The sequence below is a fragment of the Pseudomonas sp. ArH3a genome, from assembly GCF_022648765.1.
Taxonomy (GTDB): Bacteria; Pseudomonadota; Gammaproteobacteria; order Pseudomonadales; family Pseudomonadaceae; genus Aquipseudomonas.
This window is the reverse complement of record NZ_CP080330.1, coordinates 4,061,560-4,085,995: the sequence shown is the minus strand read 5'-3', so window position 1 is coordinate 4,085,995 and position 24,436 is coordinate 4,061,560. Positions and strand designations below refer to the sequence as shown.

Annotated in this window: 25 protein-coding genes and 1 pseudogene; 17 read left to right on the top strand and 9 right to left on the bottom strand. The window is 60.5% G+C overall.

Features of this window, described 5'->3' with window-relative positions; genetic code table 11:
* The first annotated feature begins 21 nt into the window (after nucleotides 1-21).
* The gene (locus K0P33_RS18600; protein WP_094952975.1) at nucleotides 22-918 is read left to right on the top strand and encodes a LysR family transcriptional regulator; all 897 of its coding nucleotides are present in this window, start codon (nucleotides 22-24) and stop codon (nucleotides 916-918) included.
* On the opposite strand, the gene K0P33_RS18595 is transcribed toward K0P33_RS18600, so the two are convergent.
* Nucleotides 908-1,309, bottom strand: a complete 402-nt coding sequence (locus K0P33_RS18595) for a RidA family protein (RefSeq protein ID WP_242150395.1) — start codon at nucleotides 1,307-1,309, stop codon at nucleotides 908-910. The genes K0P33_RS18600 and K0P33_RS18595 overlap by 11 nt on opposite strands.
* A gap of 81 nt (nucleotides 1,310-1,390) precedes the next feature.
* Complete coding sequence (locus K0P33_RS18590; RefSeq protein ID WP_242150392.1) at nucleotides 1,391-2,263, bottom strand: EamA family transporter; 873 nt, start codon at nucleotides 2,261-2,263, stop codon at nucleotides 1,391-1,393.
* Between the two features lie 99 nt (nucleotides 2,264-2,362).
* On the opposite strand from K0P33_RS18590, the gene K0P33_RS18585 reads away from it, so the two are divergent.
* The 3 genes from K0P33_RS18585 (at nucleotide 2,363) to K0P33_RS18575 (ending at nucleotide 6,146) form a co-directional block, all read left to right on the top strand.
* Nucleotides 2,363-3,145, top strand: a complete 783-nt coding sequence (locus K0P33_RS18585; protein WP_242150389.1) for a helix-turn-helix transcriptional regulator — start codon at nucleotides 2,363-2,365, stop codon at nucleotides 3,143-3,145.
* A gap of 87 nt (nucleotides 3,146-3,232) precedes the next feature.
* Entirely contained in the window at nucleotides 3,233-4,786 is a 1,554-nt protein-coding gene (locus tag K0P33_RS18580) for a DUF726 domain-containing protein (RefSeq protein WP_094952971.1), read from the top strand.
* A gap of 40 nt (nucleotides 4,787-4,826) precedes the next feature.
* Nucleotides 4,827-6,146, top strand: coding sequence for an Nramp family divalent metal transporter (locus K0P33_RS18575; protein WP_242150386.1), 1,320 nt, complete (start codon nucleotides 4,827-4,829; stop codon nucleotides 6,144-6,146).
* Nucleotides 6,147-6,159: 13 nt separating this feature from the next.
* Here the strand turns inward: K0P33_RS18575 and K0P33_RS18570 are convergent, their stop codons facing one another.
* The gene (locus tag K0P33_RS18570) at nucleotides 6,160-6,414 is read right to left on the bottom strand and encodes a type II toxin-antitoxin system prevent-host-death family antitoxin (RefSeq protein WP_094952969.1); all 255 of its coding nucleotides are present in this window, start codon (nucleotides 6,412-6,414) and stop codon (nucleotides 6,160-6,162) included.
* 142 nt (nucleotides 6,415-6,556) lie between these two features.
* The gene (locus tag K0P33_RS18565; RefSeq protein WP_242156079.1) at nucleotides 6,557-7,489 is read right to left on the bottom strand and encodes a LysR family transcriptional regulator; all 933 of its coding nucleotides are present in this window, start codon (nucleotides 7,487-7,489) and stop codon (nucleotides 6,557-6,559) included.
* A gap of 117 nt (nucleotides 7,490-7,606) precedes the next feature.
* Between K0P33_RS18565 and K0P33_RS18560 the strand changes: the two genes are divergently transcribed.
* From K0P33_RS18560 to K0P33_RS18540, 5 genes and pseudogenes are all read left to right on the top strand, one after another.
* Nucleotides 7,607-8,095 (top strand): DMT family transporter, encoded by a 489-nt coding sequence (locus tag K0P33_RS18560; RefSeq protein WP_094952967.1) that lies wholly within the window; start codon nucleotides 7,607-7,609, stop codon nucleotides 8,093-8,095.
* A 4-nt stretch (nucleotides 8,096-8,099) separates the two neighbouring features.
* Nucleotides 8,100-8,555, top strand: a complete 456-nt coding sequence (locus K0P33_RS18555; protein ID WP_242150383.1) for a DMT family transporter — start codon at nucleotides 8,100-8,102, stop codon at nucleotides 8,553-8,555.
* A gap of 88 nt (nucleotides 8,556-8,643) precedes the next feature.
* Nucleotides 8,644-8,814: a metallothionein gene (locus K0P33_RS18550; protein WP_094952965.1), complete on the top strand. Its 171-nt coding sequence runs from the start codon at nucleotides 8,644-8,646 to the stop codon at nucleotides 8,812-8,814.
* A 67-nt stretch (nucleotides 8,815-8,881) separates the two neighbouring features.
* Nucleotides 8,882-9,311: pseudogene (locus K0P33_RS18545) on the top strand (AraC family ligand binding domain-containing protein); the annotation flags it as partial.
* A gap of 484 nt (nucleotides 9,312-9,795) precedes the next feature.
* Complete coding sequence (locus K0P33_RS18540) at nucleotides 9,796-10,131, top strand: hypothetical protein (RefSeq protein ID WP_094953783.1); 336 nt, start codon at nucleotides 9,796-9,798, stop codon at nucleotides 10,129-10,131.
* Nucleotides 10,132-10,253: 122 nt separating this feature from the next.
* Here K0P33_RS18540 and K0P33_RS18535 read toward each other — a convergent pair whose 3' ends face one another.
* Together K0P33_RS18535 and K0P33_RS18530 are read right to left on the bottom strand one after the other, a co-directional pair.
* Complete coding sequence (locus K0P33_RS18535) at nucleotides 10,254-11,279, bottom strand: purine nucleoside permease (protein WP_094953782.1); 1,026 nt, start codon at nucleotides 11,277-11,279, stop codon at nucleotides 10,254-10,256.
* Nucleotides 11,280-11,293: 14 nt separating this feature from the next.
* Nucleotides 11,294-12,241, bottom strand: coding sequence for a nucleoside-specific channel-forming protein Tsx (locus K0P33_RS18530; protein ID WP_094953781.1), 948 nt, complete (start codon nucleotides 12,239-12,241; stop codon nucleotides 11,294-11,296).
* 205 nt (nucleotides 12,242-12,446) lie between these two features.
* Between K0P33_RS18530 and K0P33_RS18525 the strand changes: the two genes are divergently transcribed.
* A complete protein-coding gene (locus tag K0P33_RS18525) occupies nucleotides 12,447-13,259 on the top strand; it encodes an aminoglycoside phosphotransferase family protein (protein ID WP_242150380.1) in 813 nt (270 codons plus the stop codon).
* Here K0P33_RS18525 and K0P33_RS18520 read toward each other — a convergent pair.
* Entirely contained in the window at nucleotides 13,241-14,188 is a 948-nt protein-coding gene (locus tag K0P33_RS18520) for an AraC family transcriptional regulator (RefSeq protein WP_242150378.1), read from the bottom strand. The genes K0P33_RS18525 and K0P33_RS18520 overlap by 19 nt on opposite strands.
* 210 nt (nucleotides 14,189-14,398) lie before the next feature.
* On the opposite strand from K0P33_RS18520, the gene K0P33_RS18515 reads away from it, so the two are divergent.
* On the top strand, nucleotides 14,399-15,709 hold the full coding sequence (locus tag K0P33_RS18515) for a sugar ABC transporter substrate-binding protein (RefSeq protein ID WP_242150375.1): 1,311 nt from the start codon (nucleotides 14,399-14,401) through the stop codon (nucleotides 15,707-15,709).
* Nucleotides 15,710-15,727: 18 nt separating this feature from the next.
* The gene (locus tag K0P33_RS18510; protein WP_242150372.1) at nucleotides 15,728-16,501 is read left to right on the top strand and encodes an L-iditol 2-dehydrogenase; all 774 of its coding nucleotides are present in this window, start codon (nucleotides 15,728-15,730) and stop codon (nucleotides 16,499-16,501) included.
* Nucleotides 16,502-17,675: 1,174 nt separating this feature from the next.
* Here the strand turns inward: K0P33_RS18510 and K0P33_RS18505 are convergent.
* On the bottom strand, nucleotides 17,676-18,368 hold the full coding sequence (locus K0P33_RS18505; RefSeq protein WP_242150369.1) for an NUDIX hydrolase: 693 nt from the start codon (nucleotides 18,366-18,368) through the stop codon (nucleotides 17,676-17,678).
* A gap of 146 nt (nucleotides 18,369-18,514) precedes the next feature.
* Between K0P33_RS18505 and K0P33_RS18500 the strand changes: the two genes are divergently transcribed.
* From K0P33_RS18500 to nadE, 3 genes are all read left to right on the top strand, one after another.
* Complete coding sequence (locus K0P33_RS18500; RefSeq protein WP_094952042.1) at nucleotides 18,515-19,162, top strand: nicotinamidase; 648 nt, start codon at nucleotides 18,515-18,517, stop codon at nucleotides 19,160-19,162.
* 11 nt (nucleotides 19,163-19,173) lie between these two features.
* On the top strand, nucleotides 19,174-20,412 hold the full coding sequence (gene pncB / locus K0P33_RS18495; protein ID WP_242150366.1) for a nicotinate phosphoribosyltransferase: 1,239 nt from the start codon (nucleotides 19,174-19,176) through the stop codon (nucleotides 20,410-20,412).
* Between the two features lie 75 nt (nucleotides 20,413-20,487).
* The gene (nadE, locus tag K0P33_RS18490; RefSeq protein WP_242150363.1) at nucleotides 20,488-21,297 is read left to right on the top strand and encodes an ammonia-dependent NAD(+) synthetase; all 810 of its coding nucleotides are present in this window, start codon (nucleotides 20,488-20,490) and stop codon (nucleotides 21,295-21,297) included.
* A 1-nt stretch (nucleotide 21,298) separates the two neighbouring features.
* On the opposite strand, the gene K0P33_RS18485 is transcribed toward nadE, so the two are convergent.
* A complete protein-coding gene (locus K0P33_RS18485) occupies nucleotides 21,299-22,189 on the bottom strand; it encodes a LysR family transcriptional regulator (RefSeq protein ID WP_242150359.1) in 891 nt (296 codons plus the stop codon).
* A 117-nt stretch (nucleotides 22,190-22,306) separates the two neighbouring features.
* Between K0P33_RS18485 and K0P33_RS18480 the strand changes: the two genes are divergently transcribed.
* Together K0P33_RS18480 and K0P33_RS18475 are read left to right on the top strand one after the other, a co-directional pair.
* Nucleotides 22,307-23,422: an NADH:flavin oxidoreductase gene (locus tag K0P33_RS18480; RefSeq protein ID WP_242150356.1), complete on the top strand. Its 1,116-nt coding sequence runs from the start codon at nucleotides 22,307-22,309 to the stop codon at nucleotides 23,420-23,422.
* Nucleotides 23,423-23,445: 23 nt separating this feature from the next.
* Nucleotides 23,446-24,435 (top strand): MBL fold metallo-hydrolase, encoded by a 990-nt coding sequence (locus tag K0P33_RS18475; RefSeq protein WP_242150352.1) that lies wholly within the window; start codon nucleotides 23,446-23,448, stop codon nucleotides 24,433-24,435.
* The last annotated feature ends 1 nt before the right edge of the window (nucleotide 24,436 follow it).

The following is a 24,436-nucleotide window of genomic DNA, read 5'->3' as shown; positions in this document are numbered from 1 at the left end:
AAGGTGCATTGGGCCACTCATATGAACCAACTCCTCGCCATGCGCGCCTTTGTCCGTGTTGTCGATACCGGTTCGTTCAGCCGTGCGTCCGACCAACTGGCGCTGCCGCGTTCCACGGTCAGCAAGCTGATCACCGACCTTGAAAAGCACCTGGGCATCAAGCTGATGCACCGCACCACCCGCGCCTTGGCGCCAACGCTTGAGGGGCTGGAGTATTACCGCCATGCGCGGCGGCTGGTGGCTGAGCTGGATGAAGTGGACAGCGCCGCACGCGGGCAAGTCCTCAAGCCCGGTGGGCATTTGCGGGTGGATGCGCCGGCCTCGTTTGCCAATTGCCTGTTGATACCGGCGCTGGTGGATTTTCATCGCGAGTATCCCGATATCACCATCGCCTTAGGCATCAGCGACCGTGCGGTCAACATCGTCGGGGAGGGCGTTGATTGTGTGATTCGAGCCGGCAAGCTGGATGACATGGCGATGATCGGGCGCAAGGTGGCCGACCTTGAGTACCTGACTTGCGCAGCGCCCAGTTACTTGGACCGCAGGGGTGTGCCGCAGTCGCCGGAGGACCTGCAGAACAACCACCTCAAAGTCGGCTATTTCTTTACCGGCTCGGGCAAGCCGGAACCGCTGATTTTCGAGACGGCTGGGCAGCGTATCGAGGTCAACGACTGTGCCTTTTCGACCAATGAAGGCAATGGCCTCAAGGAAATGCTGCTCGCAGGCCTTGGCGTAGGGCAGCACTTCACCTCTATCGTGCAGTACTACCTCGACACCGGCCAACTGATCCGCGTGTTGCCGCACTGGTCACGCCCGGCCACGCCGCTGCATATCCTTTACCCACCCAATCGCCATCAGAGCGCGCGGCTCAAGGTGTTTACCGAGTGGGTCATCCGCACGTTCGGGATTAGGGAATAATCGCGGTTACGCGAATCTCCACGCGCATGGTCGGCAAACCCAGGGCCTCGACGCCGATTTGTGTCCAGATCGGTGCATGGTCGGGCATCAAGCGGCGGTAGTGCTTGACCATCGCCTCGTTGACCTGCGGTGGGAACCCGCCGACGTGGTAGGAGTTGATGTGAATCACATGCTCCCAACCCGCGCCGGCGGTGGTCAGGGTGCGCTCCAGGTTACGGAAGGCTTGGGCAATTTCTTCGTCGAGGTCGGTGGGGATCTGAAAATCATCATCCCAGCCGCCTTGGCCTGAGGTTTCCACGCGGTTGCCGACTCTCACCGCTTGCGAGTAGTGCAAGTGTTCGCGCATGTAATCGCCATAACCTGGGGTGACAAAAAACTCGGGGGTGCTCATGGTGTTTCCTCGGTTCAGTACAAGACTTGGCGAATGCTAGTGGACCGAATGCGCGAACAAAATCCCGGTTTTTTGCCATGACTATCTATCAGCCTGCACAATCGGCTTACGGTAAAGCCCCACGGCTAAACCGATGATGATGAGCGTGATGAAGATCAGGTGGGGTGTGGAAATGCGCTCGCCCAGTATCAGCATCGAACTGCCAATGCCGAATACCGGGATCAACAACGACAGCGGCGCCACGGTCGAAACGGGATAGGCCTTGAGCAGCGAGTTCCAGCCCCAGTAGGCAAAGTGCGTCGCCAGGTAAACCTGGAACAGGATCGACGTCACGGCGGTGAGGTCGAGGCTGGCGGGTACGTTCTCGAATGCGGTGCTGCCGTGCATCCACCAGGCCATCAGGCACAACGGAATCGGCGGGAACAGGCTGGCCCACACCATGAACGAGAAAATTTCCTTCACCCCTGACGCCTTGATGATGACGTTGCCGATGCTCCACGCCAACGCACTGAGCACGATCAACAGCACACCGAATACCGCATGCTCGCCGTCCTGGGTGCAGATGATGCCCGCCAGGCCCATCAAGGCGAGTAACGCGCCGACCCACTGCGCACGGCGGATGTGTTCCTTGAACAACAGGCAGCCCCAGCCGAGGGTAAAAAACACACTGAGCTGAATGATCAGCGAAGCGATCCCCGGGCTGACGCCGACCTGGATGCCATAGTTGATGACGCCCCACATGCCCAACCCGAAGATAACGCCATAGCCGGCCACATAGCCGAACCTCACGGCGGGGCGCTTGATAAAAAATACCAATGGCACGGCGGCGAGGGCAAAGCGCATGCCGGTTAGCACAAAGGGGTCGATTGAGCGCAGGCCCAGCTTGGTGATGGGGAAGTTCAAGCCCCAGACCAGCGTGACCAGCAGGGCGAGGGCCAGATGTTTCTTATGCATGGGTGTTCCTTTGAACAAGGTTGATCAAAGGCGTGAATGCTAGGGCGCGTGGAAATGGCCCGCTTGCTATCCCAGGTCATATGTTGACAAGATCGGGCCATGATCCCGATATTTGAAACCAGCGACCCTGAAGCCGTCGTCACACTGCGCGACTATGCGTCCGGCACCGTATTCCCGCGCCATACCCACCCGCGCGGGCAGTTCGCTTATGCCTCAACCGGTGCCTTGAGGATGTTTACCGACCTCGGCAATTGGGTGGTGCCACCGCAGCGGGCGATCTGGGTGCCGGGCGGTGTGCCCCATGAAATGCATATGCGTGGCGATGTGGTGATGCTCAATACCTACCTTGACGACAGAGCTGCGGAACGGGTAGGGCTGCAGGACCGCTGCCAGGTATTCGACGTGTCGCCGCTGCTCAGGCATCTGCTGGAAGCGGCACTGGCTATCGGACCATCGCCAGCCTCCGCTGTCCGGCAGCACTGCATATTGACGCTGTTGATCGATGAAATAAGCACCATGCCCGAATTGCCCCTCAGTGCGCCATTGCCCGCCGAACCGCGTCTGGCCCAGGCTTGCCAGCGCTTCCTGGACGCGCCTGCGCAAACCGTCTCCCTTGACGAAATGGCCGATTGGTCGAACATGAGCCGCCGCACCTTCACTCGCCATTTCCACGACTGCACCGGCATGACGTTCGTGGCCTGGCGCCAGCAAGTCTGCCTGCTCGAAGCCACCGCCCGGCTCAGCCACGGCGCCTCCATCACCCAGGTGGCGTTAGAGCTGGGTTTCAGCAGCTCCAGCGCCTTCACCTCGGTGTTCCGCCGCAACCTGGGGGACTCGCCGGCGCGCTACCTGGCCAAATCCAAGGCGGCATCAGTGTTCTGAACACTGCACACGTCGGTCAGGATTCACCTTTACCAAGGCCATGCTTTGTTACTATCGCCGTCCATCGTCACCAGGAGTCACCGGCCCATGCAACACCAGTGGGATGAAATGCACCGCACCCGCAAGCCCACGTTTGTATTGTGCGGCGAGCCCCAAGGGGATGTGCTCAATCTCTACGTTCACGGATACTCGGCCTTCTTCAATCGCCAGCAACTGGGCAATTTCAAGCAGCAGTTGGCGAGCATCGAAGGCTCGACCAACCTGATGCTGTTCTGGCCGGCGGGGCACTTTCTGGAAAACCTGTTTGCGCCGTTCAAGGATGTCATCACCTCGATGCTCGGTGGCGGCGGCCTGGGCGCGGCGACGGTGGGCGTGGGCAAAGCGATTGCGTATTTTCTCGACCATTACAAAAGTGTCGAGGCGCGGGTCGATGAAGTCGCTAAAACGTTATTGCCTGAGCTGGCCAGCTACCTGCACGCCGAATCGCTGAAGGTGCGGCGCATCAACCTGATCGGCCATTCCCTCGGCGCACGCATCCTGGTCAAGAGTGTGCTGGCCAGCCCCGAGGTGGCGCGCGAACTGCCGTTGAACAACGTGTTGCTGATGGGCGGGGCGATCTGTACGTCCAGCCCGTGGGATGAAGTGTCGGCGCCGCTCAAGGGGCGGGTGATTAACTGTCATTCCAGTAAAGACTGGGCGCTGGCGATGAAACCGGACACCGAGCGGTGTATTGGCCGCTATGCGATTGAGGTCACGCCGGCGCTCAAGGCCAAGGTCACCAATGTGCACCTGGCCACGTTCGACCATGGTGCCTATTGGCCGCAGTTGAAGACGGTGGTGCAATACACCGACCTGTTGCAGGAACGGCGCGGCATGATTCGCGCCGATCAGCGCAGCAGTGAAGTGCGCTTTGCCGAAGAGGACGTGGAACTGTTCCCCGCATTGGTGCAGGCGCGGCCGGACGAGCTGAAGTTCCTGGCCGAGTTGATGGCGCAAAAGCGCAGTGCTTCGATTGATGCCACTGTGCGCGAACCGCTGAAACTGGCCATCGAGCTGCAGCGCATGGGCGGTGACAGCATCATGAACCTTGCCCGTGGCCATGGCGTGAGTTATCGCAAGATCGCCGAAGGCGTGGCGCAGCGGCTGGGCATCAAGTTTGATGAACCGGTGGAAACCGTTGCACTGGCGGACATCGAGGCCCAGGTCGCAGAAAAATTGATCGAGCAGTACAAGGACAAACTCAGTCGCGCCGACCGGCAGGCCTTCGACGCCGAACTCAAGGCCGCCGCGCAAAAAGAGCAGGGCTTGTTCAACCGCTTCGACGTCGGCCGCTCGGCCACCACCGCCTTGAGCGGCACGGCGTTGGCGGGGTTAACCGGGTTTATCGTGCGGCGCGGCGCCGCCACGGCGATTCCAGTGGTGGGCCAGGCATTGGCGGCGGCGATGTTGCTGGTCACCGGCGTGCGCGCGTTTTCCGGCCCGGCGTATTCGATTACCACCTTATCGGTGTTGATGATCGGCATGATTCGCCAGCGCATGGAGCGCGAGGCGCTGAACCAGGAGCTGGACCTGGTGGTGCAGGTCGTGGACACGTTTGGCCTGCCCCGGGAGACGGTGATGCGCACGGTCGCGTCGGACTGATAAGCTGCGTTCTGACTTGTGTGTTTGCCTGGGATACCGCGTGAAATTCAGCCTGCCGAAAATCGCTACCGCCCCGTTCTGCCCGCCGGAAGTGGCCGGCTCCGTTGTCGTTGACCCCAAGGCTTCGTTTTTCAAACGAGCACTGATGTTCGCCGGCCCCGGCCTGCTGATCTCTATCGGCTACATGGACCCCGGCAACTGGGCGACAGCCATCGAGGCCGGTTCACGCTACGGCTACAGCCTGTTATTCGTGGTACTGCTGGCCAGCCTGGCAGGCATGGCGGTGCAATGCTTGTGTTCGCGGTTGGGCATCGCCACCGGTAAAGACCTGGCGCAGCTGTGCCGCGAGCGCTACAGCAAACGCTCGGCGCGTACGCAGTGGCTGCTGGCCGAGATCTCGATCATCGCCACCGACCTTGCCGAAGTGCTCGGTTGCGCCCTGGCGTTTCACCTGTTGCTGGGCGTGTCGCTGACCACCGGCATTGTCATTACCGCGTTCGACACACTGTTGATCCTGGCCCTGCAAAACCGCGGCTTCCGGCGTCTCGAGGCGATCATGCTGGCGCTGGTCGCAACCATCGGCGTGTGCTTCTTTATCGAACTGGTGCTGATCAAGCCTTATTGGCCGGACGTGCTCCGTGGTTTCACCCCGTCACTGTCGGCCATCAGCGATGCTGCGCCGATGTACCTGGCCATCGGCATACTCGGTGCCACGGTGATGCCGCATAACCTCTACCTGCACAGCTCCATTGTGCAAACCCGCCTGATTGGCAAAGACCTCGCCAGTAAACAGGACGCGGTCAAGCTGGCGCGTATCGACACCATCGGCTCCCTGGCCCTGGCCTTGCTGGTCAACGCTGCGATCCTGGTGCTGGCCGCTGCGGCTTTCTACAAGACCGGCCATACCGACGTGGTCGAGATCCAGGATGCTTACCACCTGCTCGACCCACTGGTGGGCGGCGCCTTCGCCAGTATCCTGTTCGGTATCGCCTTGCTGGCTTCCGGGCAGAGTTCGACGTTTACCGGCACCATTGCCGGGCAGGTGATCATGGAGGGTTACCTCAACCTGCGTATTCCGTGCTGGCAGCGACGCCTGATCACCCGTGGCCTGGCACTGATCCCGGCGTTTCTCGGGGTGTGGCTGATGGGCGACGATGCTATCGGAAAACTGCTGATTCTCAGCCAGGTGGTCCTCAGCCTACAGTTGCCGTTCGCGCTGTACCCGCTGATTCGCATGACCGATGACAAGCAACTGATGGGGCCGTTTGTTAACCGTCTGCCCACGCGGCTTTTGGCGTGGTTTCTGTTCGCGGTGATCAGTGGGGCGAATGCGTGGTTGATTGGGCAGTGGTTGTTCTGATCGGATGTTCAGGTCAAAAGGCGCCCTCAAACGCATCCAGCGGGTCGTCCGGTAGTGGCGCACTAAAGTCGTCCGGGACCAGCAGTTTCCCTCTCATAAGGCCGATTCGACGTCTGTGAGGTTTCCCGGCCGGCACCCGCTGGGCAAGCGCCCATCCGTTCTTGGTGATAAGAATGGTTTGGCCGGTACTGGACTGATGAGCCAGCTGTGAAACGCTGGCCTTTGCCTGGCCTGACGAAACGGTGATTGCGGTGCACGATGCGCTCATGGCGTCTCTCCTTTGCGGAAGTCGCCTGAGTTTGGCGCAGGGCGCCGTGCCCGGGAATGGTGGCCTGGGAAATCAGAATAAGCCTACTTTTCCCAGTAAGCTTTTTTACCTGACGCCCGCTGTTCAGAGTGATCGAGACCGCTCATCTGTCCCAATAAGGCACCGTCCCAAAACACTCCACAAAGTAATCAATCACCGTGCGCACCTTCAGCGACAGGCGTCGGCTGCCCGGCCACAACGCGGCAATCTGCTGCGGCTCCAGCGTTGTCGCCACGTCGTATTCGGTCAGCACCGCCTGCAAGGTGCCTGCGCGCAAGCCTTCGCCGATCAGCCAGGAGGGAAACACCACCAGCCCCAGGCCTTGCTCCGCTGCGTGGGTGAGGGTGTCGGCGTGGTTGCCGGTGATTGGGCCTTTGACGCTGTAGGGCGTCCAGTCGCCTTGGTCGCGACGGAAGAACCAACGTTGCTGGCCGGTGATGCCTTTGTAAGCCAGGCACTGGTGGTTGACCAGTTCGTCGGGGTGGCGCGGTGTGCCATGGCGGGCCAGGTAGGCAGGGCTGGCGGCGAGGCGAAAACGCTGGGGCGCGAAGATGCGCGCCTGCATGCCCGAGTCGTTGAGCACGCCGATGCGAAACAGCAGGTCGGTGCCGTCTTGCAGCGGGTCGACGTAGGTGTCGGTTTGCTGGATATCCAGTTGCAACTTGGGGTAGCGCCGACACAACTCGCCCAGCCACGGTGACAGGTGGCGCTGGCCGAACACCATCGGCGCATTGATGCGCACCAGGCCGCTGGGTTCGCTTTCCTGTTCCTGCAAGGCTTGGCCGGCTGTTTCCAGTTGTTCCAGCATCAAGCGCGCGTGATGCCCGAGCAGGCGCCCGGCTTCGGTAGGGCTGACGGCGCGGGTGTGGCGGTACAGCAACTGTTGGCCGAGTGCCTGCTCCATCAGCTGGATCTGCCGAGAAATGGAGGAGGGCGCCAGGCTTTCGCGGCGCGCAACTTCGGAAAAACTGCCGTGATCCAGCACGGCGACAAACAGGCGCAACGCCTTGAAACTCAATTCATTTAAGCCCTGCATCATGGTCTCCAAGCTGTGCGTAATGCGCAAAGGTGTTATCTGCATGCTCCCATTTATCGCACAGTACGGCCACCGGATAATGCGCGCCATGTTCAGTTCTTGAAGCGCAGGTGATGTATGCAGGCAAGTTCAATCGAAGGCGTGGCGCAGGCCACGCCGAAAAAAAACCTTCTACGGCTACTGTTGTTGCCGCTGGTGATTCTGGCGGGCATGGGCCTGTCGGTGGAGGCCGGTTTGCTCGGGCCGCTGGGTGTACAGGTGGGCCACTTGTGGGCGACCTTGAGCATCTTTGGCGTGGGCACGGCGATCCTGTTTTTGCTGCTGCTGTTCAGCGGCCCGCAAAAGGGCCCGGCACTGACTGACCTGCCGCGCTGGCAGCTGATCGGCGGGTTCCTGGGGCCGATGTACGTGGTGGTGCTGACCTTGGCCACGCCTCATATCGGTATCGCCATGACCATGATCGCGATTCTGTCGGGCCAGGTAGGCAAGAGCGTGTTGATCGACCATTTTGGCTGGTTCGGCACGGCGCGCAAGCGCGTCAATGGCGAGCGCTGGATAGCCCTGGCGTTGATTGTGGCGGCACTTGTTTTGATAGCGCGAGGGTAAGGCGATGAATTTGATTCTGTTATTGGTGCTGGTGATTGCCGCCGGCGCGGTGCTGAGTGTGCAAGCGGCCATCAACGGTCGCTTGGGCCAGGCTGTAGGTGTGTTGCGCAGCAGTTTGCTGACCTTCGCGGTGGGCGCGATCACCACTGCGCTGCTGATTTTCTTCTTTGAACCCGCCCAGGCCGTCAGCCTGCTGGATGTGCCCAAATGGCAACTGACCGGGACGCTGTTCGGCGTGGTGTACATGATGGTGATGGTCGGCGCGGTGCCTATCGTCGGTACGGCGGTGGCGACCGTCGCGGTGATCGTCGGGCAGTTGGGCATGGGCATGCTGATCGATAACTTCGGCTGGCTCGGTAACCCGGCCATCGAACTGTCGGGCAGCCGTATCGTGGCGATGCTCTGCTTGGCCCTGGCGCTGGTGTTCATGTACCGCAGCAATACTCGTCAGGCCGATTAACGGGCTGAACCTTGGCGCCTTGCCGGGAGTCATTGGTTAAGGTGCTGCGTTCGCAACACCTGGACGACCATGAAAAAGGAGTCTGACCATGCCAGATACAACCTGTGCCTGCCCACACTGCAAATGTGTACTCGGCGCCGACGCGGTAATGAAGGACGGTAAGGGCTATTGCTGCCAGGGCTGCGCCGAGCACCATGCGCATGGTGAGCCGTGCGCAGCGGCGACGGGCTGTGAGTGCGCCAAGTCCGCCAACGGCTAAAAATCCTCTCGGATTATCGGGTGGCGGTCATTACCATGGCCGCTCACCCTTGATTGATGTGCTGTTCATGGCCCTGGCCGCTCCCCCCCGACCTCAGTGATCACGCCGTGCCTATGCAACCCCTGGCGCGCACCTACCCGCGTGGGTTGTACGTAGAACCCCATAGCCACGACTGGGGCCAGTTGCTCTACGCCATGAGCGGCGTGATGTGGGTCGAAACACCTCGGGAAGCCTTGGTTGTACCGCCGCAACGCGCGGTGTGGCTGCCTCCGGGCGTGGAGCACGGCATTCGCGTGGTCTGCGACTTGCAGATGCGCAATATCTACCTGCGCCCGGCTTTGGCGGCGACGTTGGACAGCCAGGTGCAGATGATTGAAGTCGGTGGGCTGTTGCGTGAGCTGATCGTGACCTTGGTCGATCAGGGCGACAACGGCGATAGCGCTTACTACGACGCTGTGGTCGGCTTGGCCCTGTTGGAATTGCAGCGGGCGCGCCGTATGAGGAAGTGAACAAAGGCAGTGCAGACAAGCGCATTTTCCTGCCCTAACACCGTCAAAACTGTGGGAGCTGGCTTGCCTGCGATAGCGGTGGGTCAGCCAACAATTTTTTACCTGATGGGCCGCCATCGCGGGCAAGCCCGCTCCCACAGTTTGATCTTCACTGGGCTTTGGGAGTGAGTTTGGCTCGGAGGTTTCCTACAAGGGTTTCAGGTTGTCGCTCGGAAGGCGGCTGACTAACCTCACTGCCGTCGCTGCCAATTCAGCGACCGGATTTGACCGTCCGACTAAACCAGCGCGCTACAGCACCCAAGACCTATATCAGGCGTTTTTTCTACGCTTGATGTATCGTGTCGCGGCAGCTGTGCGCGGGATACCTTCGGGTATGCCGGATCCCTGGTTCCGGTCGGTCAACCCGCGTTCAGCTGCCACCCCACTTCGTTTGACCGCGAGTGATGGCAGCTCCACTACCAGGAGTTCCACCATGATCAAAGACAGCCCAAATCCCCCCGGCCAAAAAGACTTCGATACAAGCACCCTGCACGAAGTGGCCTACCGCGCGATCAACCACTACCTCAACCCTGGAAAACCAATCCCCGAACCGACCGACGGGCTCTTCAGCGTGCGCGCCGATCTGGGCACGGAAACCTTGCTGGTCAATGCGTCCCAGGACCTGGCGTCCATCAGCGAGATTGCCAACCATATGGCGTTTGAAATCGAAGGCTCGCAACGTAATGTCGCGCTGGGCATCTGCCGGATGCTGGAAGGGGTGCAACTGTTGGTGGATAAGGCTCTGAATGTGGCCCATCCGGCGGCATAACGACTTTCACACGGTCAAAACTGTGGGAGCGGGCTTGCTCGCGAAAGCGGTGGGTCAGTCACAGAAAGGTTGACTGAAATACCGCATTCGCGGGCAAGCCCGCTCCCACATTTTGACTTTTATCAGGCCTCGGGAACGCCTTTTTCCCAGGCGGACCAGTTCTTCAGAATCGCTTGAACCAACGGATTACCGGTGCGATACAGGTTCTCCAGCGCCGGCACAAACCCGCCTTGGTCGGCGTATTTCAGCAAGTTGTCCACTTCGCTGTAGCCAGGGTACGGCCGGTCGAAGTCCGAGCCGGCACGCACCACGGCCAGGCGCTGGATATCCACCAGGCCTTCGCGGCTGGCGCGCAGCAGGGCTTCGTAGGTGGAGTTGTCTTCCTGCTGGGTGGTGCAGTACTCGCCTTTGTTGTCGGTGAGTAACTTGGTCCAGACTTCGGCGCGCTCGCTCAGGCGCGTGCCGGAGAACCAGGTGTTGCCCGCCAGGGTGTCGCAGCGGGTGACTTGCGGTGGCTGGTTGGCCGGGGCGGCCGGGTAGTGTTTGCGCCAGGCGCTGGATTCCTTGCTCTCGCTCAGTTCAACCTTGTGCGACAGGGCAAACGCCTTGGCTTGCAGCTTGGGGTTGAGCTCAAACACTTCGGTCTTGTAGTCCAACGGCGGTTTTTCGTTGGGGCCTTTGGTATTGATGCCGATGTAACCGGTCGGCCAATCTTTAGGCGCATCACGCGAATCGATTTCCCACTGGGTGCCGAATTCCACCAAGTAATGCGCCCAGGCGGCGGTGCCGATGGTGCCGTGTTTTGGGCTGATGCCAGCGATCCCGGCGATCAAAAAGTAGCTCTGGCGCAAATCAAACTTGGGCGACAACGCCAAGGCGAGGGTCGAGGCGGCGGCGTTGGTCTGGCCCATGCCGGTGACCAGCAGGCACACGTCCTGGGTGTTGCAGCGGATCACTGGGTATTCGGCGGAGAGGCCCGGCACGCGCACCTCCTGCTTGAGTTCCAGGCGATCGATCCAGGTTTGCGCCTCGGGGGCGAACATGGTGATCAGCATCACTTTGGGCTTGATCGGCGCGGTGTCCGCCAATACCACGTGGGGCAACAGAGCCACGCCGACAGCCAGCGAGAGACGAGTAAACACGTTCATCTAATACTCCTTGATCAGAATTGGTAGCCGACACCGGCGTAGTAGCCCCAGCCATCGGAGCGAGCGCGGAAGTTGCCTTCGCCGAAATTCAGCTCGCTGCCATCTTCCCAGTTGCCGCCGTTATGAAAGTAACGGCCGACCAGGGAGAAGCGCAGGTGAGTGAACGAGTACAGCAGCACGTTGGTGGCCACCACGGAATTAGCGGTGCGCGCCGGGTTGTCCTTGTGCAGGTCCGAGCCGAAATCGTAGTTGGTGAAGCCGATGTAGGTCAGCGAAGCACCGTTGTCGAACTTGCCGATGGGCACGATGTACTTCATTTGTGCGCGGTAGCCGTCCCACTGGTATTCATTGCTCGCGCCATAGTTTTCCCACTGGTAGCGCCCATAGAAGTTGGCCGACAGGTTGACCCGCGAGTGGGTGTCGATGTCGGTACCCAAGCCGCTGTACAGGGTGTTGGCGCGGTTCGATTTGTTGCTGCCGTGGTCGTAGATCCAGTCAAACGCCACATACCATTCCTTGAACGGGCCGATAGCCAGGCTGCGACCGGCCAGGTAATCGATGGAGATACGCGGCTCGTGCTCCATGAATACCGGCGAGCCATGGTCCCATGCGCCCTTGTCATTACTGTTACCGATGCCGAGAATCTTCGGCACGTCGATATAGCCGTACAGCTCGAACGGGCCTTTACGGCCGAAGTACTCGTATTCCAGGTACACGTCATCTTGCGGTTTGGGGCCGAAGCTGATGTCTTTACTGCCGATCAGCGTCAGGTCCTGGTTGAACCAGTCCGACATATACACGCCTTTTTTCGTCGGGCTGGCTTCGGGAGCCAGGGTTTCGCCCTGTGCTGAGTCATCGGCGGGTTTCTCCTGCGCCAAAATGGGTGCGCTGAGTACTCCCGTAACGGCTGCCAGTAGCAAGGAAACACCAAAGAAAGCAGGATGCCTTGAGGTGAGGTGCATGGAAAATCCCTATTCGTACGCGGTTTGACCCGATTTCTCGGGCAACAGTGAACTTGCCTACCAAGTTCGTCCCGCAAACGTTTGCACAGGCTGTACCAACTTTTCTCAATGGCTTGAATGACATGGAAAAAGGCGTAATTAGTCGACCTTTTGATCAAAAATGATTGGGTGTCATTTTTGTAGGCAAAACCGAGGAGTCACAAGAATGTTCGAACGCTACCTGCAATCCTGGAACCTGACCGTTGATGGCGATCCTGTGGTGACGCCCGGCAGCCACCTGTTGCCCGTGCGTTGGCAAGGCCGGCCGGCAATGTTGAAAATGGCGCACACCGCTGAAGAGCAACTCGGTGGCCGGCTGATGAGCTGGTGGGCGGGCGAGGGTGCCGCGCAGGTGTATGCCCATGACGACACGGTGTTGCTGATGGAGCGGGCCATCGGCCCAGGCTCCCTGATGCGCATGGCCCTCAATGGGCAGGATGATCAAGCCAGCCAGATCGCCTGCGCCACGGTTGCCCGGTTGCATGCGTCACGCCCATCGCCGCCGCCAGGGTTAGTGCCCCTGCAAACCCGGTTCCAGTCCTTGTGGACGGCCGCTGATGACAACGGCGGCGTGTTGCGCGACTGCGCAGCGATGGCCCGTGCACTGTTGGCGGCGCCACAGGATGTCGTGGTGCTGCACGGTGATATCCATCACGACAATATTCTCGACTTCGGTGCTCGCGGCTGGCTGGCGATTGATCCAAAGCGCGTCATCGGCGAGCGCGGTTACGACTATGCCAACCTGATCTGCAACCCGGATTTGCCGACCTGCCACGACCCGCTGCGTTTCACCCGGCAGGTCGAGGTGATTGCCCAGGCTGCCAACCTCGCGCGCCCGCGCCTGCTGCAATGGGTGTTGGCCCATGCAGGTCTGTCCGCAGCGTGGTTCCTTGAAGATGGAGAGCGCCAGCGCGCAGCCATTGGCCTTGAAGTCGCCCGCCTGGCGCAACGCGCGTTGGCTCAATGGCCGACGGTGTAGGGCGATGGCTGCTCAGCGATGCGATTAAACAAATGCATCGCCGTTTCGCGCCGATACTCGCTCGGCGTCTGGTTCATCTCGATGCGAAAATGCCGGTTGAAGTTGGACAGGTTGGCGTAGCCCACTTCAAAGCAGATATCTGCCACCGACATGTCGCTTTGCAGCAACAACCGGCAGGCACGTTGCACGCGGAACTTGCGCATCAGGTCGATAAACCCGTGGCCGGTGTTGCGCTTGAAGAAGCGCGAGAAGCCCGGCTCGCTCATCTCCAGCTGTTGCGCGATGACCGACAAGCGTAAGTCGCCGGTCAGCTCGCGCATCAGGTAATCGAAGGCTTTGTTGATGCGCTCGGCGCTGCGCGCGTCCAGTGTCGGAGCGTAGCAAGGGCTGGCCAGCGCTTGCACGTGCGGTGCGGGGGCGTTTTTCAGCGTGTCGAGCAGCTGCAGGAACAGGATCAGCCGTTGCAGGCCGTGGGCCTTGCCGATGCCCTCCATCAAGCGCGCGGCCTGCACGGCGGTGTCGCCGCGAAATTGAAGGCCGCGACGGGCGTGTTCGAACAGCGGCTGCAAGTCGCCGAGTTCCGGCAGGGTTTTGCGCAGGGCGAGGAGGGCGGCGCCGTCGAATTGCAGGACTACGTCGCGCCCGGTCAGGTATTCGCCGGGGGCCAGGTCGCCGATCCAGTCGTGGGGCAGGTCCGGACCGATCAGCGCGACATGCCCGGCGCTGAACGCGCCGATGTAGTCACCCGCCACCAGCTTGCCGCTGCCTTGGCGGATCAGGTGGATTTCGAACTCGGGGTGGTGGTTCCAGCGCGCCAGGTCGTACGGGTAGTCATGTTCGAACCAGCGGAAACAGTGATCCGGCTCGGGCAGGATGACTTCGAGTTCGGCAGGGCGGTGTTCGAACAGTTTGGCGCGGCTGATGGGCATGGTGATGCCTCTTCTATTTGTGGAATCTGCTCAAAATACGCGGGTTGGTCACCGGTGCGCTACTCCTGGTTTCGCCCGGCACTGGTACTTTTTTGATCCGCGGCCCTCGGTTAAAAAAGTATCAGCCGTGCATTCGCCATGCGTTTGTGAGGGCTTGGTCAAGCTGCTGTAATCGGCGCTCAACAACAAAAACAACAGGTGGAAACCGCCATGTTCAAGCTCCCACACGCAATGTTCTTGCTGTCTGGTCTGGCCGTGGCCATGCCCAGCTACGCCGCCGACACCGTGACCATCGCCACGGTCAACAACAGCGACATGATCCGCATGCAGCGCCTGTCCAAAGTATTCGAGCAGCAGCACCCGGACATCAAGCTCAACTGGGTGGTGCTCGAAGAAAACGTGCTGCGTCAGCGCCTCACCACCGACATCGCCACCCAGGGCGGGCAGTTCGATGTGCTGACCATCGGCACCTACGAAACCCCCTTGTGGGGCGCCAAGCACTGGTTGGAGCCGCTGACGCAACTGCCGGCCGACTACGACGCCGACGATATCTTCCCGTCGGTGCGCCAGGGCCTGTCGGTCAACGATACCCTCTATGCCTTGCCGTTCTACGGCGAAAGCACGGTCACCTACTACCGCACCGACTTGTTCAAACAAGCAGGGCTGAGCATGCCTGCGCACCCGACCTGGACCCAGCTCGGCGAATTCGCCGCCAAGCTCACCGCAAAGGACAAAGGCCAATACGGCATGTGCCTGCGCGGCAAGGCCGGCTGGGGCGAGAACATCGCCTTGTTGAGCACCATGGCCAACGCCTTCGGCGCGCGCTGGTTCGACGAACAGTGGAAGCCTGAATTGACCAGCCCCGAGTGGACGGCGGCGGCCAACTATTACGTCAATACCCTGAAAAACTACGGCCCACCGGGCGTTTCCAGTAATGGTTTCAACGAGACCCTGGCGCTGTTCAACAGTGGCAAATGCGCGATCTGGGTGGACGCCAGCGTCGCCGGCTCCTTCACCACCGACAAGAGCCAAAGCAAAGTCGCCGACGACGTAGGCTTTGCCGCCGCCCCGACCGAAGTCACCGACAAAGGCTCTTCGTGGCTCTACGCCTGGTCCCTGGCGATTCCCGCCACCTCCAAGCACAAAGACGCCGCCAAGGCGTTCATCGCCTGGGCGACCTCCAAGGACTACATCCAATTGGTCGCCGATAAAGAAGGCATCACCAACGTACCGCCAGGCACCCGCCAGTCCACCTACAACGAGGCTTACTTGAAAGCCGCGCCGTTTGCCCAGGTGACGCTGGAGATGATGAAGCACGCCGACCCTGCGCACCCGTCGGCCAAGCCGGCGCCGTACGTCGGCATCCAGTACGTGACCATCCCGGAATTTCAGGCTATCGGCACCTCCGTCGGCAAGCTGTTTTCGGCGGCGCTCACCGGTGGCATGACGGTGGATCAGGCGCTGCTCCAAGCGCAGTCCACCACCGAACGCGAGATGAAACGCGCCGGCTACCCGAAATAATTTCTACAGGACACCACCATGAAACGACTCGAAGGTAAGAGCGCGCTGATCACCGGATCGGCGCGCGGCATCGGCCGCGCCTTTGCCCAGGCCTACATCGCTGAAGGCGCAACCGTTGCCATCGCCGATATCAACTTGCAACGCGCCCAGGCCACGGCGGCTGAGCTGGGCCCACGGGCTTATGCGGTAGCAATGGACGTCACTGACCAAGCCTCGATCGACGCCGCGATTGCCGCCGTGGTAGCCCATGCCGGCAAGCTCGATATCTTGATCAACAACGCCGCACTGTTCGACCTGGCGCCCATCGTCGACATCACCCGCGACAGCTTTGACCGGCTGTTCTCGATCAACGTCGCCGGCACGCTGTTTACCCTGCAGGCTGCCGCACGGCAGATGATCAGCCAGGGCCACGGCGGTAAGATCATCAACATGGCCAGCCAGGCCGGGCGGCGGGGTGAGCCGTTGGTGGCGATCTATTGTGCGACCAAGGCGGCGGTGATCAGCCTCACGCAATCGGCGGGGTTGAACCTGATCAAGCAGGGCATCAACGTCAATGCCATCGCCCCCGGCGTGGTGGACGGTGAGCACTGGGATGGCGTGGATGCGCTGTTTGCCAAGCATGAGGGGTTGCCGCCGGGGGAGAAGAAGAAGCGGGTTGGGGCTGAGGTGCCGTTTGGGCGCATGGGCACAGCGGAGGATTTGACTGGGATGGCTATCTTTCTTGCGTCGAAAGACGCCGACTACGTGGTTGCCCAGACCTACAACGTTGATGGCGGCAACTGGATGAACTAGAGCCTAGCCTCCATTAAGAATGTGGGCGCTGGCTTGCCTGCGATAGCCATGGGTATCTGCGCAACTTTTTGTGTTGCGTTAAGTTTTTGAGGGGGGTTTTAGGTAGGTATGAGTACATATCCGTTGCTGCGGTAACGGCTGATATGGGTTCCGCCCTTACGGCGGGTCACTTTTGGAAAAGAGCCCCAAAAGTAACCAAAAGGGCTCTTGCCCCACCACTCGTTGCCTCGCCTAGGCTCGGCATGCCAGAACGAAGGCTTGAATCTGTGGGCCGCCGCCATGGGCCATCCTTGGCCCATCGCGGCTAACCCGGCGTCCTGCCGGGTTGCCCACGGATTCAAGCCTGCGTTCGGCCATCGTGGTTAACGGGGCGCCTAAGATCAAAAGCAAGAGCACGGCGGCCTAGTAGCCGACCTGAGTGGTAGAAGCAAAAGCAGGGCAAAAGCACAGCAGCACACTTTCTGTCTGCTGCCAGACCGCAGTGCTCTGCTTTTCTGTGGGAGCTGGCTTGCCTGCGATGCAGACACCTCGGTGTATCAGGCATAACCAGTTGATGCCATCGCAGGCAAGCCAGCTCCCACATTAGATTGAGTTCAGCCATCAAGATCAGGTCGGCTGTCAGGCCGCCTCGGTTTTGCTTTTGATTTAACCACTCAGGTCGGCTACTAGGCCGCCGTGCTCTTGCTCTTGCTCTTGCTCTTGCTCTTGCTCTTGCTCTTGCTCTTGCTCTTGCTTTTGATCTTGATCTTGATCTGAGGCGCCCCGTTAACCACGCTGGCCGAACGCAGGCTTTGGAGCGTGGGTAAACCGGCAGGACGCCGGTTTAGCCGCGATGGGCCAAGGATGGCCCATGGCGGCGGCCCACGGTCCAAAGCCGGAGTGAGGGCACACCGAGCCTAAGCGAGGTGCCGAGTGGTGGGGCAAGAGCCTTTTGGTTACTTTTGGGCTCTTTCAAAAGTGACCCGCTGTAAGAGCGGAACCCATATCAGCCATCACCCAAATAACGGATATGTACCCAGCGCCCCCGCGACAACCAAAGAACTCAACCCATAAAAAGATGTGTAGATACCTATGCCGCAATAGCGGTGGGTCAGACCGCAAAGCTGTAACTGACAAACCGCTATCACAGCCAACCCAGCTCCCACATTCAATCTCCATTGTTGGTGATACCGAGTCACTCAGCAAAACTGCGATCAAAGAAATACAATTCCCCAGGCTTCAGGTTCTCCACCGTCGCCTGGGGCCGGCCACCTTCGCCGTGTTTCTTGCGGCCCGTTTCACGCAAATACCCCGCCTCAGTCAGCTTCAGCAAACGCTGACGAATACTGGTCTTCAACACCGGCCGCGCCAGCACCCGCGAAAAGATCGTGGTCGCTTGCGGCGCGCTGAACTCATGCCCCAGAAACATCAACGGCAAGTTGCTGTACAGCGATTTGGAAAACAGTCGTTCCTGCACCGCCGCCACGATCAGGTTGTGATCGAACGGCAATTTGATACTGCCATCGGCCACCGCATTCAGCGAAAACCAAGCCTGATGCTCACTCAAAACCACTTCTTCGGCCACGATCGCCAGGTAGTAGGTGGACGACGACCAGCAGCGCGGGTCGCGAAACGCATCACCCACCGTGCCCACTTGCTCACTCCAGGCCAGCTCAAAACCCACCTTGTCGCTGGCCCGCAAACGCTCCACCGCATCCTTGAGGCTCAGATCTTGCACGCCGCCGTTCACCACCACGCCCGGTAATGCCCAATGCCCGGCGAACGGCTCGGCTTCGCGCTTATTCAGCAGCAGTTTCAATTCCCCCGAGGCGCGGCAGTAGAACAACACGCACAGGTCGACGGTGTGGAGGTAGGCGCTAAGTGGCATGTGGAATCCTTCTGAACAGCGGTGGGGCACAGTCTAACGGATCGAACAGATATGTCATGTACCTGCTCCAGGATAGATAACCAAATGTTTCTTGCAATGAAAGTACATGACGTGTACTTTTGTTTCCAGGCCACCGGAGAACCACCATGACCCTCTCGAAAACTGCCATCGCTTCATTCGACGTCGACGCCCAGAAGAGCTTCACGCCACTGTGCCCCAACGAATTGCCGGTGGCGGGCGGTGACCAGATCGGTGCCGAACTCAACTACATGGCCAGCTTGTCCGGCCGGCGTGTCGGCAGCAAAGACGCGCACACCCCACATGCACCGTGGGTGGTCACGCAGCACAGCGAGATGCTGCAACCCACCGGCCTTGCCCACGCCGATGTCACGTGGGTCAGCCACTGTGTGCCGGGCACTGAGGGTTTTACCCTGCTGGACGAACTGCCGACCCCGTATGACTACGACTACTTCATCTGGAAAGGCGTCGAACCCGACCTGCACCCATACGGCGCCTGCTACCACGACCTGCACGACAAGTTGTCCACGGGCGTCATCGAGTACCTGAACGCTCAAGGCGTGCGTCGCGTGATCGTCGGTGGCCTGGCTCTGGATTACTGCGTCAAGACCACCGCCCTGCAACTGCTCAAGGCCGGCCTGGAAGTGGTGCTGCACCTGCCGGCCTGCCGAAGTATCAGCGAGGAGGGCGGCGTACAGGCGGTGAATGAGTTGCTCAAGGCCGGTGCCTGCATCAGCAGCACCCGCGAAGAACTGGCCGCGATGGCCACGCGTTAAGGAGAAACACCATGGAAAGTGCCTACGACTACGAATCCCCGGTGATCCAGGGCTTGCTCGACACCGACTACTACACCTTCACCATGATGCAGGCGGTGCTGCACCAGCACCCGAATGTCGACGTGGAGTACAACTTCATCGTCCGCTCCAAGGAAAAGCTCGGCCACTTGATCCCGCAGCTGCGCGACGAGCTGGAAAAACTCGCCAGCCTGCAGATGCGTGAAGGCGAATTGCGCTTTCTGTTCAACCCACGCTTTCGCGAGTACCTGACCCCGGACTACGAACGCTTCCTCGGCCTGTTCCGCTTTAACCTGCGTTATATCCACGTCAGCGAAGTCGACGGCCAACTGAATATCCGCGTGGTCGGCCCGATGCTGCACTGCATCATGTTCGAACAGCCGGTGCTGGCGCTGGTCAGCGAACTGCGCAACCGCGACAAATACCCCGACGTGACCTTGGAGGACGTTACCCGCAAGCTCTATCAGAAGTTCGACTGGCTGGAGAAAAACCTCAGCCGCGACGAGCTCGCTGACCTGCGCGTTTCCGACTTCTCGACTCGCCGGCGCTTGTCGTTCAAGGCCCAGCGCGAAGTTATCGATATCATGCGCCGCGATTTCCCCGGCCAGTTCATCGGCACCAGCAACGCACATTTGGCCTATGAGTTCGACCTGCCGCTGATCGGCACCATGGCCCACCAATGGCTGATGGTGCACCAGCAACTGGGGCGCCTGCGCGAGAGCCAGAACGCCGCGTTGGAAAACTGGGTGCGTGAATACCGTGGCCGTCTCGGCATCGCCCTGACCGACTGCATCAGCACCGACTTTTTCCTCAAGGACTTCGACCTGTACTTCGCCAAGCTCTACGACGGTCTGCGCCAGGACTCCGGTGACCCTATCGTCTGGGCCGACAAAGTCCTGGCCCGCTACAAAGAGTTGGGCATCGACCCGATGACCAAGGACCTGATGTTCTCCGACGGCCTGACCTTCGAGAAATGCCTGCCGATCCTGCGGCACATCCGCGGCAAGGCCAAGTTCGGTTTCGGCATGGGCACCAGCCTGGCGTGCGACGTAGAAGGTGTCGAGCCGCTGAGCATCGTGATGAAACTGGTGCGGGTGCACGGCGAGCCGGTGGTGAAGTTTTCTGATGACCCGATCAAGAACGTCTGTGAAGACGCCTCGTTTTTGCAGTACGCGGCGAAGGTGTTTTCTGTGGGAGGGGACTTGCTCCCGAAAGCGGTGGGTCAGCACTGACTGTGTTGACTGATACTCCGTCTTCGCGAGCAAGCCCGCTCCCACAGGTCAATGCAGCCAACAAAGAGGTGTGACATGCAAGAACGTATCGCGCGGGAACTGAATATCGACCGCGAGCTGGTCAAGGGCGGTGAGCCGCAGGAGATTCAGCGGCGCATCGACTTCATCAAGACCACCTTGCGCAACGCCGGCTGCAAGGCCCTGGTGCTGGGCATCAGTGGCGGTGTGGATTCCCTGACAGCCGGCCGTCTGTGCCAGTTGGCCGTGGAGCAACTGCGTACCGAAGGCTACACCGCGCGCTTTATCGCCATGCGCCTGCCGTATAAAGCCCAGGCCGACGAGCGCGATGCCCAGGCCGCCCTGGGCTTTATCACCCCGGACCACATCGATACCCTGAACATCGCCGCCAGTGTCGACGGCTTGATGGCGAGCCTGACTGCCACTGAAGCCAGCGCCGCGCAGGTCGACTTCATCAAAGGCAACGTCAAGGCCCGCACGCGGATGATCGCGCAGTACGCCGTGGCCAACTTGCACAACGGCCTGGTGGTCGGCACCGACCATGGCGCCGAAGCGTTGATGGGCTTCTTCACCAAATTCGGTGACGGCGCCTGCGACCTGGCACCGTTGTCGGGCCTGACCAAAACCCAGGTGCGGCTGTTGGCTGCATCGCTTGGAGCCCCGGCCAACCTGGTACACAAACCACCTACCGCCGACCTGGAAGAGCTGGCGCCGGGCAAGTTGGACGAGCAGGCCTACACCTGCACCTACGCCGAGATCGATGCCTACCTGATGGGCGAAACGGTGAGCGAGCGAGTGAAGGGAATTGTCGAAGGGGCTTACAGCAGAACAGCGCACAAGCGCGCCTTGCCCATCGGCCCACGCTGAATCAACGGCTCTGGTTTTGCTGCGTCAGCTCAGCTTCCAAGGCTTCAAGAAACACTTTCACGCGCCGGGGCACAAAGCGCCGGGTCGGGGTGATGGCCCACACGGCCAACTGCTCCATGGAGACGTCCTGCAACTGCACTTGGATCAGTGAGCCCTCTTGCAGTTGTGTGTACACATCCAGATAGGTCAGCATCGCCAGCCCCAAACCCCGCAGTGCTGCGGTTCTGACGGCATCGACGCTGGTGGTCTGCAATCGCCCGGCCACGCGCTTGCGGTACAGCGTGCCGTATTTTACCAGCGGCCAACGCGGGATGGCCTCCAGCAGCAGGCAGTCATGGCTGTCCAGGTCGTCGGCAACGCGTGGGGTGCCGCGCCGTTTCAAATAGTCGGGCGCCGCGCAGATCACGCGCGGGTTGGCCGCGACCTTGCGAGCGACCAGTTCCGAATCGACCAAGGGTGCAATGCGCAGCGCCAGGTCAAACCCTTGGGCAACGATATCGACCACACGGTCGCTGACATTCAGGTCAACCCGCAGCTCAGGGTGTTGCGCCAATAGGCGCGGTAATACCGCCAATACGATGGTTTGGCCGAACACGCTGGGCGTACTCATGCGCAACATGCCCGTGACTTTGCCCGAGGTTTGACTGAACTCGCCAATCGCACTTTCTTCGGCTTCACTCATGGTTTGGGCATAGGGCAGCAGGGCTTCGCCTTCTGCCGTCAACGACACCGAGCGTGTGGTGCGGTGAAACAGGCGCACGCCAAGCTCCTCTTCCAATGCGGCCAGCCGTCGCGAGACCTGCATAGGCGCGATGTCCAGCTGTCGAGCCGCGGCGGAGAGGCCGCCGGTTGCGTGCACAGCGAGGAAAATTCGCACATCGGAAATCAGCATTGTTATATCCGTATTGGTTATAGCGCCTTCACTGTGCGTGTGATTGATCCGCGCAGTGGCCTGCGTAAGCTGGAGTTCATTCAAGTCTTAGCCAGAACAGCCCAAGGTAAACACTCAATGACCGGCTCCAATCAAGCTATCTTATCTACATGTGTTATTAAAAATGTGCAATTGAACAACCGATTGGCGGTCGCACCGATGACCCGCGTAAGCGCCAGCGAAGACGGGGTGCCCACCGAGGCCATGCGGCAGTACTACCTGCGGTTTGCCAAAGGCGGCTTTGGCCTGGTCATCTCCGAAGGCATCTACACCGACCAAGCGTTTTCCCAGGGTTACCGGTATCAGCCAGGCTTGGTCGATGACCAGCAGGCACTGGCGTGGGCCGGTATTACGCGAGCGCTGCAACAGCAGGGCACAAAAATGTTCGCGCAGTTGATGCACGCGGGTGCACTCAGCCAAGGCAACCGGTTTCGCGACCACACCGTCGCGCCGTCGGCCGTGGTGCCGGCCGGTGAGCAAATGGCTTTTTACTTCGGCGAAGGCGGCTACCCGCAGCCCCGGCCAATCAGCGATGCGCAGATTGACGAAGTGATACAAGGCTTTGTCCAGTCGGCTTCCCGTGCGGTGCACATCAGTGGGTTTGACGGCATTGAAATCCACGGTGCGAACGGGTATTTGCTTGACCAGTTCTTGAACGCCCACACCAACCTGCGCACTGATGATTGGGGCGGGAGCCTGGAGCGCCGCCTGACCCTGCTGGTGGCTATCGTCAAAGCAGTGAAGGCTGAGGTCGGTGGCGCGGTGCCTGTGGGCATCCGTATTTCGCAAGGCAAAGTGAACGACTTCTTTTACAAGTGGCCGGGTGGCGAAAAAGACGCTCAGGTTATCTTCAGTTCATTGGCTGAGGCTGGCGCGGACTTTATCCACGTGACCGAACACGAAGCCTGGCAGCCGGCCTTCGCCGATGGGCAAGACTCCCTGCTGGCACTGGCACGGCTTTACGCGCCGGGCGTGCGCCTGATTGCCAACGGCAGTTTGCACAGCTTGACGCGGGCCAATGGCGCATTGCAAGACGGCGCGGACCTGGTGGCCCTGGGGAAGGGCGCCCTCAGCAACCCGGACTTGCCACAGCTGTTCGAATCGAGGGGCGAACCGAGGCCGTTCGACGGGGCGATCCTGGGCCCGATTGCCAATATCAAGGGCAGCGAGCTGGCTTTTGGGGAGGCACTTTGAACGCCTTCCTCAAGTGTGCGTGCATGGCGATCGCCGTTGCCGCAGCACCGCTGGTGTCTGCCGCGCAAACCGCGGCTCAGCACTTGCCGAGCGTGCAGTACGAGGAGGGTCAGTTGCCGTTGGCATGGTCCAGCGGTGCAGCAAACTGCGCGGCTACCAGTGAGGATTTTCAGGTTCACGCCTACAACGATAACCTCTACATTTTGCGCGAGTCAGGCTGCGTCAACGCGGAAAAACCGTTCCTGTACCTGTTGTTCGGTGAGGACCGCGCCCTATTGTTTGATACCGGCGCGGGCAGTGACACGGACCCGTCCACCGGCAGGGTTCCGGATGTGGTCGGTGCCGTCGACAAGGTCATCAACCAATGGCTGGCGAAGCACAACCGACGCTCGCTGCCGCTGGTGGTCGCCCACCTGCATTCGCATGCGGACCACACCTGGGGCGATGCCCTGTTCGTCAAACGGCCCAACACCACCTTGGTCAAGCCGGGCGATGTTGAGGCGCTGAAAACCTTCTTCGGCATCGCCAAGTGGCCGCAGCAGGTGGGCACTTACGACCTGGGTGGTCGTGTGCTCGACATCATCCCGATCCCCGGGCATGACGCCACTAGCATCGCCGCGTATGACCGCCAGACCGCCGTACTGCTGACGGGCGACTCGGTTTACCCAGGCCGCATCTACGTCAATGACGCCGACCCGCAAGTGACGCAGGACAGCCTGCAACGGTTGGTCGACTTCACCCGTACCCGGTTGGTCGCCCACGTATTGGGCTCGCACATCGAGCAGCGCGCGCCCTATGCCGATAACCCCAAAGGCCAGCACTACGCGCCCCAGGAAATGGGCCTGGCGCTTGGCCGTGCGCATTTGCTGGAGATGCTCGAAGCCGCCAAGCTGCGAACCGGGCAAGGTGACCAGAGCCGGATTACCCAAAAAGCCTATCGCGACTTCACGCTCTGCGGGGTGTACCCCGCGTGTGCGCCGGTCAATGTGCCCGTGCAGAAGGCGGGCAAATAGC

What these genes read in the sequence shown, in the direction of transcription:
- K0P33_RS18485 (WP_242150359.1), bottom strand. Translation starts at nt 22,189, where the DNA reads ATGCTGATTTCCGATGTGCGAATTTTCCTCGCTGTGCACGCAACCGGC.
- K0P33_RS18530 (WP_094953781.1), bottom strand. Translation starts at nt 12,241, where the DNA reads ATGCACCTCACCTCAAGGCATCCTGCTTTCTTTGGTGTTTCCTTGCTA.
- K0P33_RS18560 (WP_094952967.1), top strand. Translation starts at nt 7,607, where the DNA reads ATGCAGGCAAGTTCAATCGAAGGCGTGGCGCAGGCCACGCCGAAAAAA.
- K0P33_RS18585 (WP_242150389.1), top strand. Translation starts at nt 2,363, where the DNA reads ATGATCCCGATATTTGAAACCAGCGACCCTGAAGCCGTCGTCACACTG.
- K0P33_RS18505 (WP_242150369.1), bottom strand. Translation starts at nt 18,368, where the DNA reads ATGCCACTTAGCGCCTACCTCCACACCGTCGACCTGTGCGTGTTGTTC.
- nadE (WP_242150363.1), top strand. Translation starts at nt 20,488, where the DNA reads ATGCAAGAACGTATCGCGCGGGAACTGAATATCGACCGCGAGCTGGTC.
- K0P33_RS18570 (WP_094952969.1), bottom strand. Translation starts at nt 6,414, where the DNA reads ATGAGCGCATCGTGCACCGCAATCACCGTTTCGTCAGGCCAGGCAAAG.
- K0P33_RS18600 (WP_094952975.1), top strand. Translation starts at nt 22, where the DNA reads ATGAACCAACTCCTCGCCATGCGCGCCTTTGTCCGTGTTGTCGATACC.
- pncB (WP_242150366.1), top strand. Translation starts at nt 19,174, where the DNA reads ATGGAAAGTGCCTACGACTACGAATCCCCGGTGATCCAGGGCTTGCTC.
- K0P33_RS18480 (WP_242150356.1), top strand. Translation starts at nt 22,307, where the DNA reads ATGACCGGCTCCAATCAAGCTATCTTATCTACATGTGTTATTAAAAAT.
- K0P33_RS18475 (WP_242150352.1), top strand. Translation starts at nt 23,446, where the DNA reads ATGGCGATCGCCGTTGCCGCAGCACCGCTGGTGTCTGCCGCGCAAACC.
- K0P33_RS18510 (WP_242150372.1), top strand. Translation starts at nt 15,728, where the DNA reads ATGAAACGACTCGAAGGTAAGAGCGCGCTGATCACCGGATCGGCGCGC.
- K0P33_RS18565 (WP_242156079.1), bottom strand. Translation starts at nt 7,489, where the DNA reads ATGCAGGGCTTAAATGAATTGAGTTTCAAGGCGTTGCGCCTGTTTGTC.
- K0P33_RS18500 (WP_094952042.1), top strand. Translation starts at nt 18,515, where the DNA reads ATGACCCTCTCGAAAACTGCCATCGCTTCATTCGACGTCGACGCCCAG.
- K0P33_RS18520 (WP_242150378.1), bottom strand. Translation starts at nt 14,188, where the DNA reads ATGCCCATCAGCCGCGCCAAACTGTTCGAACACCGCCCTGCCGAACTC.
- K0P33_RS18580 (WP_094952971.1), top strand. Translation starts at nt 3,233, where the DNA reads ATGCAACACCAGTGGGATGAAATGCACCGCACCCGCAAGCCCACGTTT.
- K0P33_RS18515 (WP_242150375.1), top strand. Translation starts at nt 14,399, where the DNA reads ATGTTCAAGCTCCCACACGCAATGTTCTTGCTGTCTGGTCTGGCCGTG.
- K0P33_RS18525 (WP_242150380.1), top strand. Translation starts at nt 12,447, where the DNA reads ATGTTCGAACGCTACCTGCAATCCTGGAACCTGACCGTTGATGGCGAT.
- K0P33_RS18535 (WP_094953782.1), bottom strand. Translation starts at nt 11,279, where the DNA reads ATGAACGTGTTTACTCGTCTCTCGCTGGCTGTCGGCGTGGCTCTGTTG.
- K0P33_RS18595 (WP_242150395.1), bottom strand. Translation starts at nt 1,309, where the DNA reads ATGAGCACCCCCGAGTTTTTTGTCACCCCAGGTTATGGCGATTACATG.
- K0P33_RS18590 (WP_242150392.1), bottom strand. Translation starts at nt 2,263, where the DNA reads ATGCATAAGAAACATCTGGCCCTCGCCCTGCTGGTCACGCTGGTCTGG.
- K0P33_RS18540 (WP_094953783.1), top strand. Translation starts at nt 9,796, where the DNA reads ATGATCAAAGACAGCCCAAATCCCCCCGGCCAAAAAGACTTCGATACA.
- K0P33_RS18550 (WP_094952965.1), top strand. Translation starts at nt 8,644, where the DNA reads ATGCCAGATACAACCTGTGCCTGCCCACACTGCAAATGTGTACTCGGC.
- K0P33_RS18555 (WP_242150383.1), top strand. Translation starts at nt 8,100, where the DNA reads ATGAATTTGATTCTGTTATTGGTGCTGGTGATTGCCGCCGGCGCGGTG.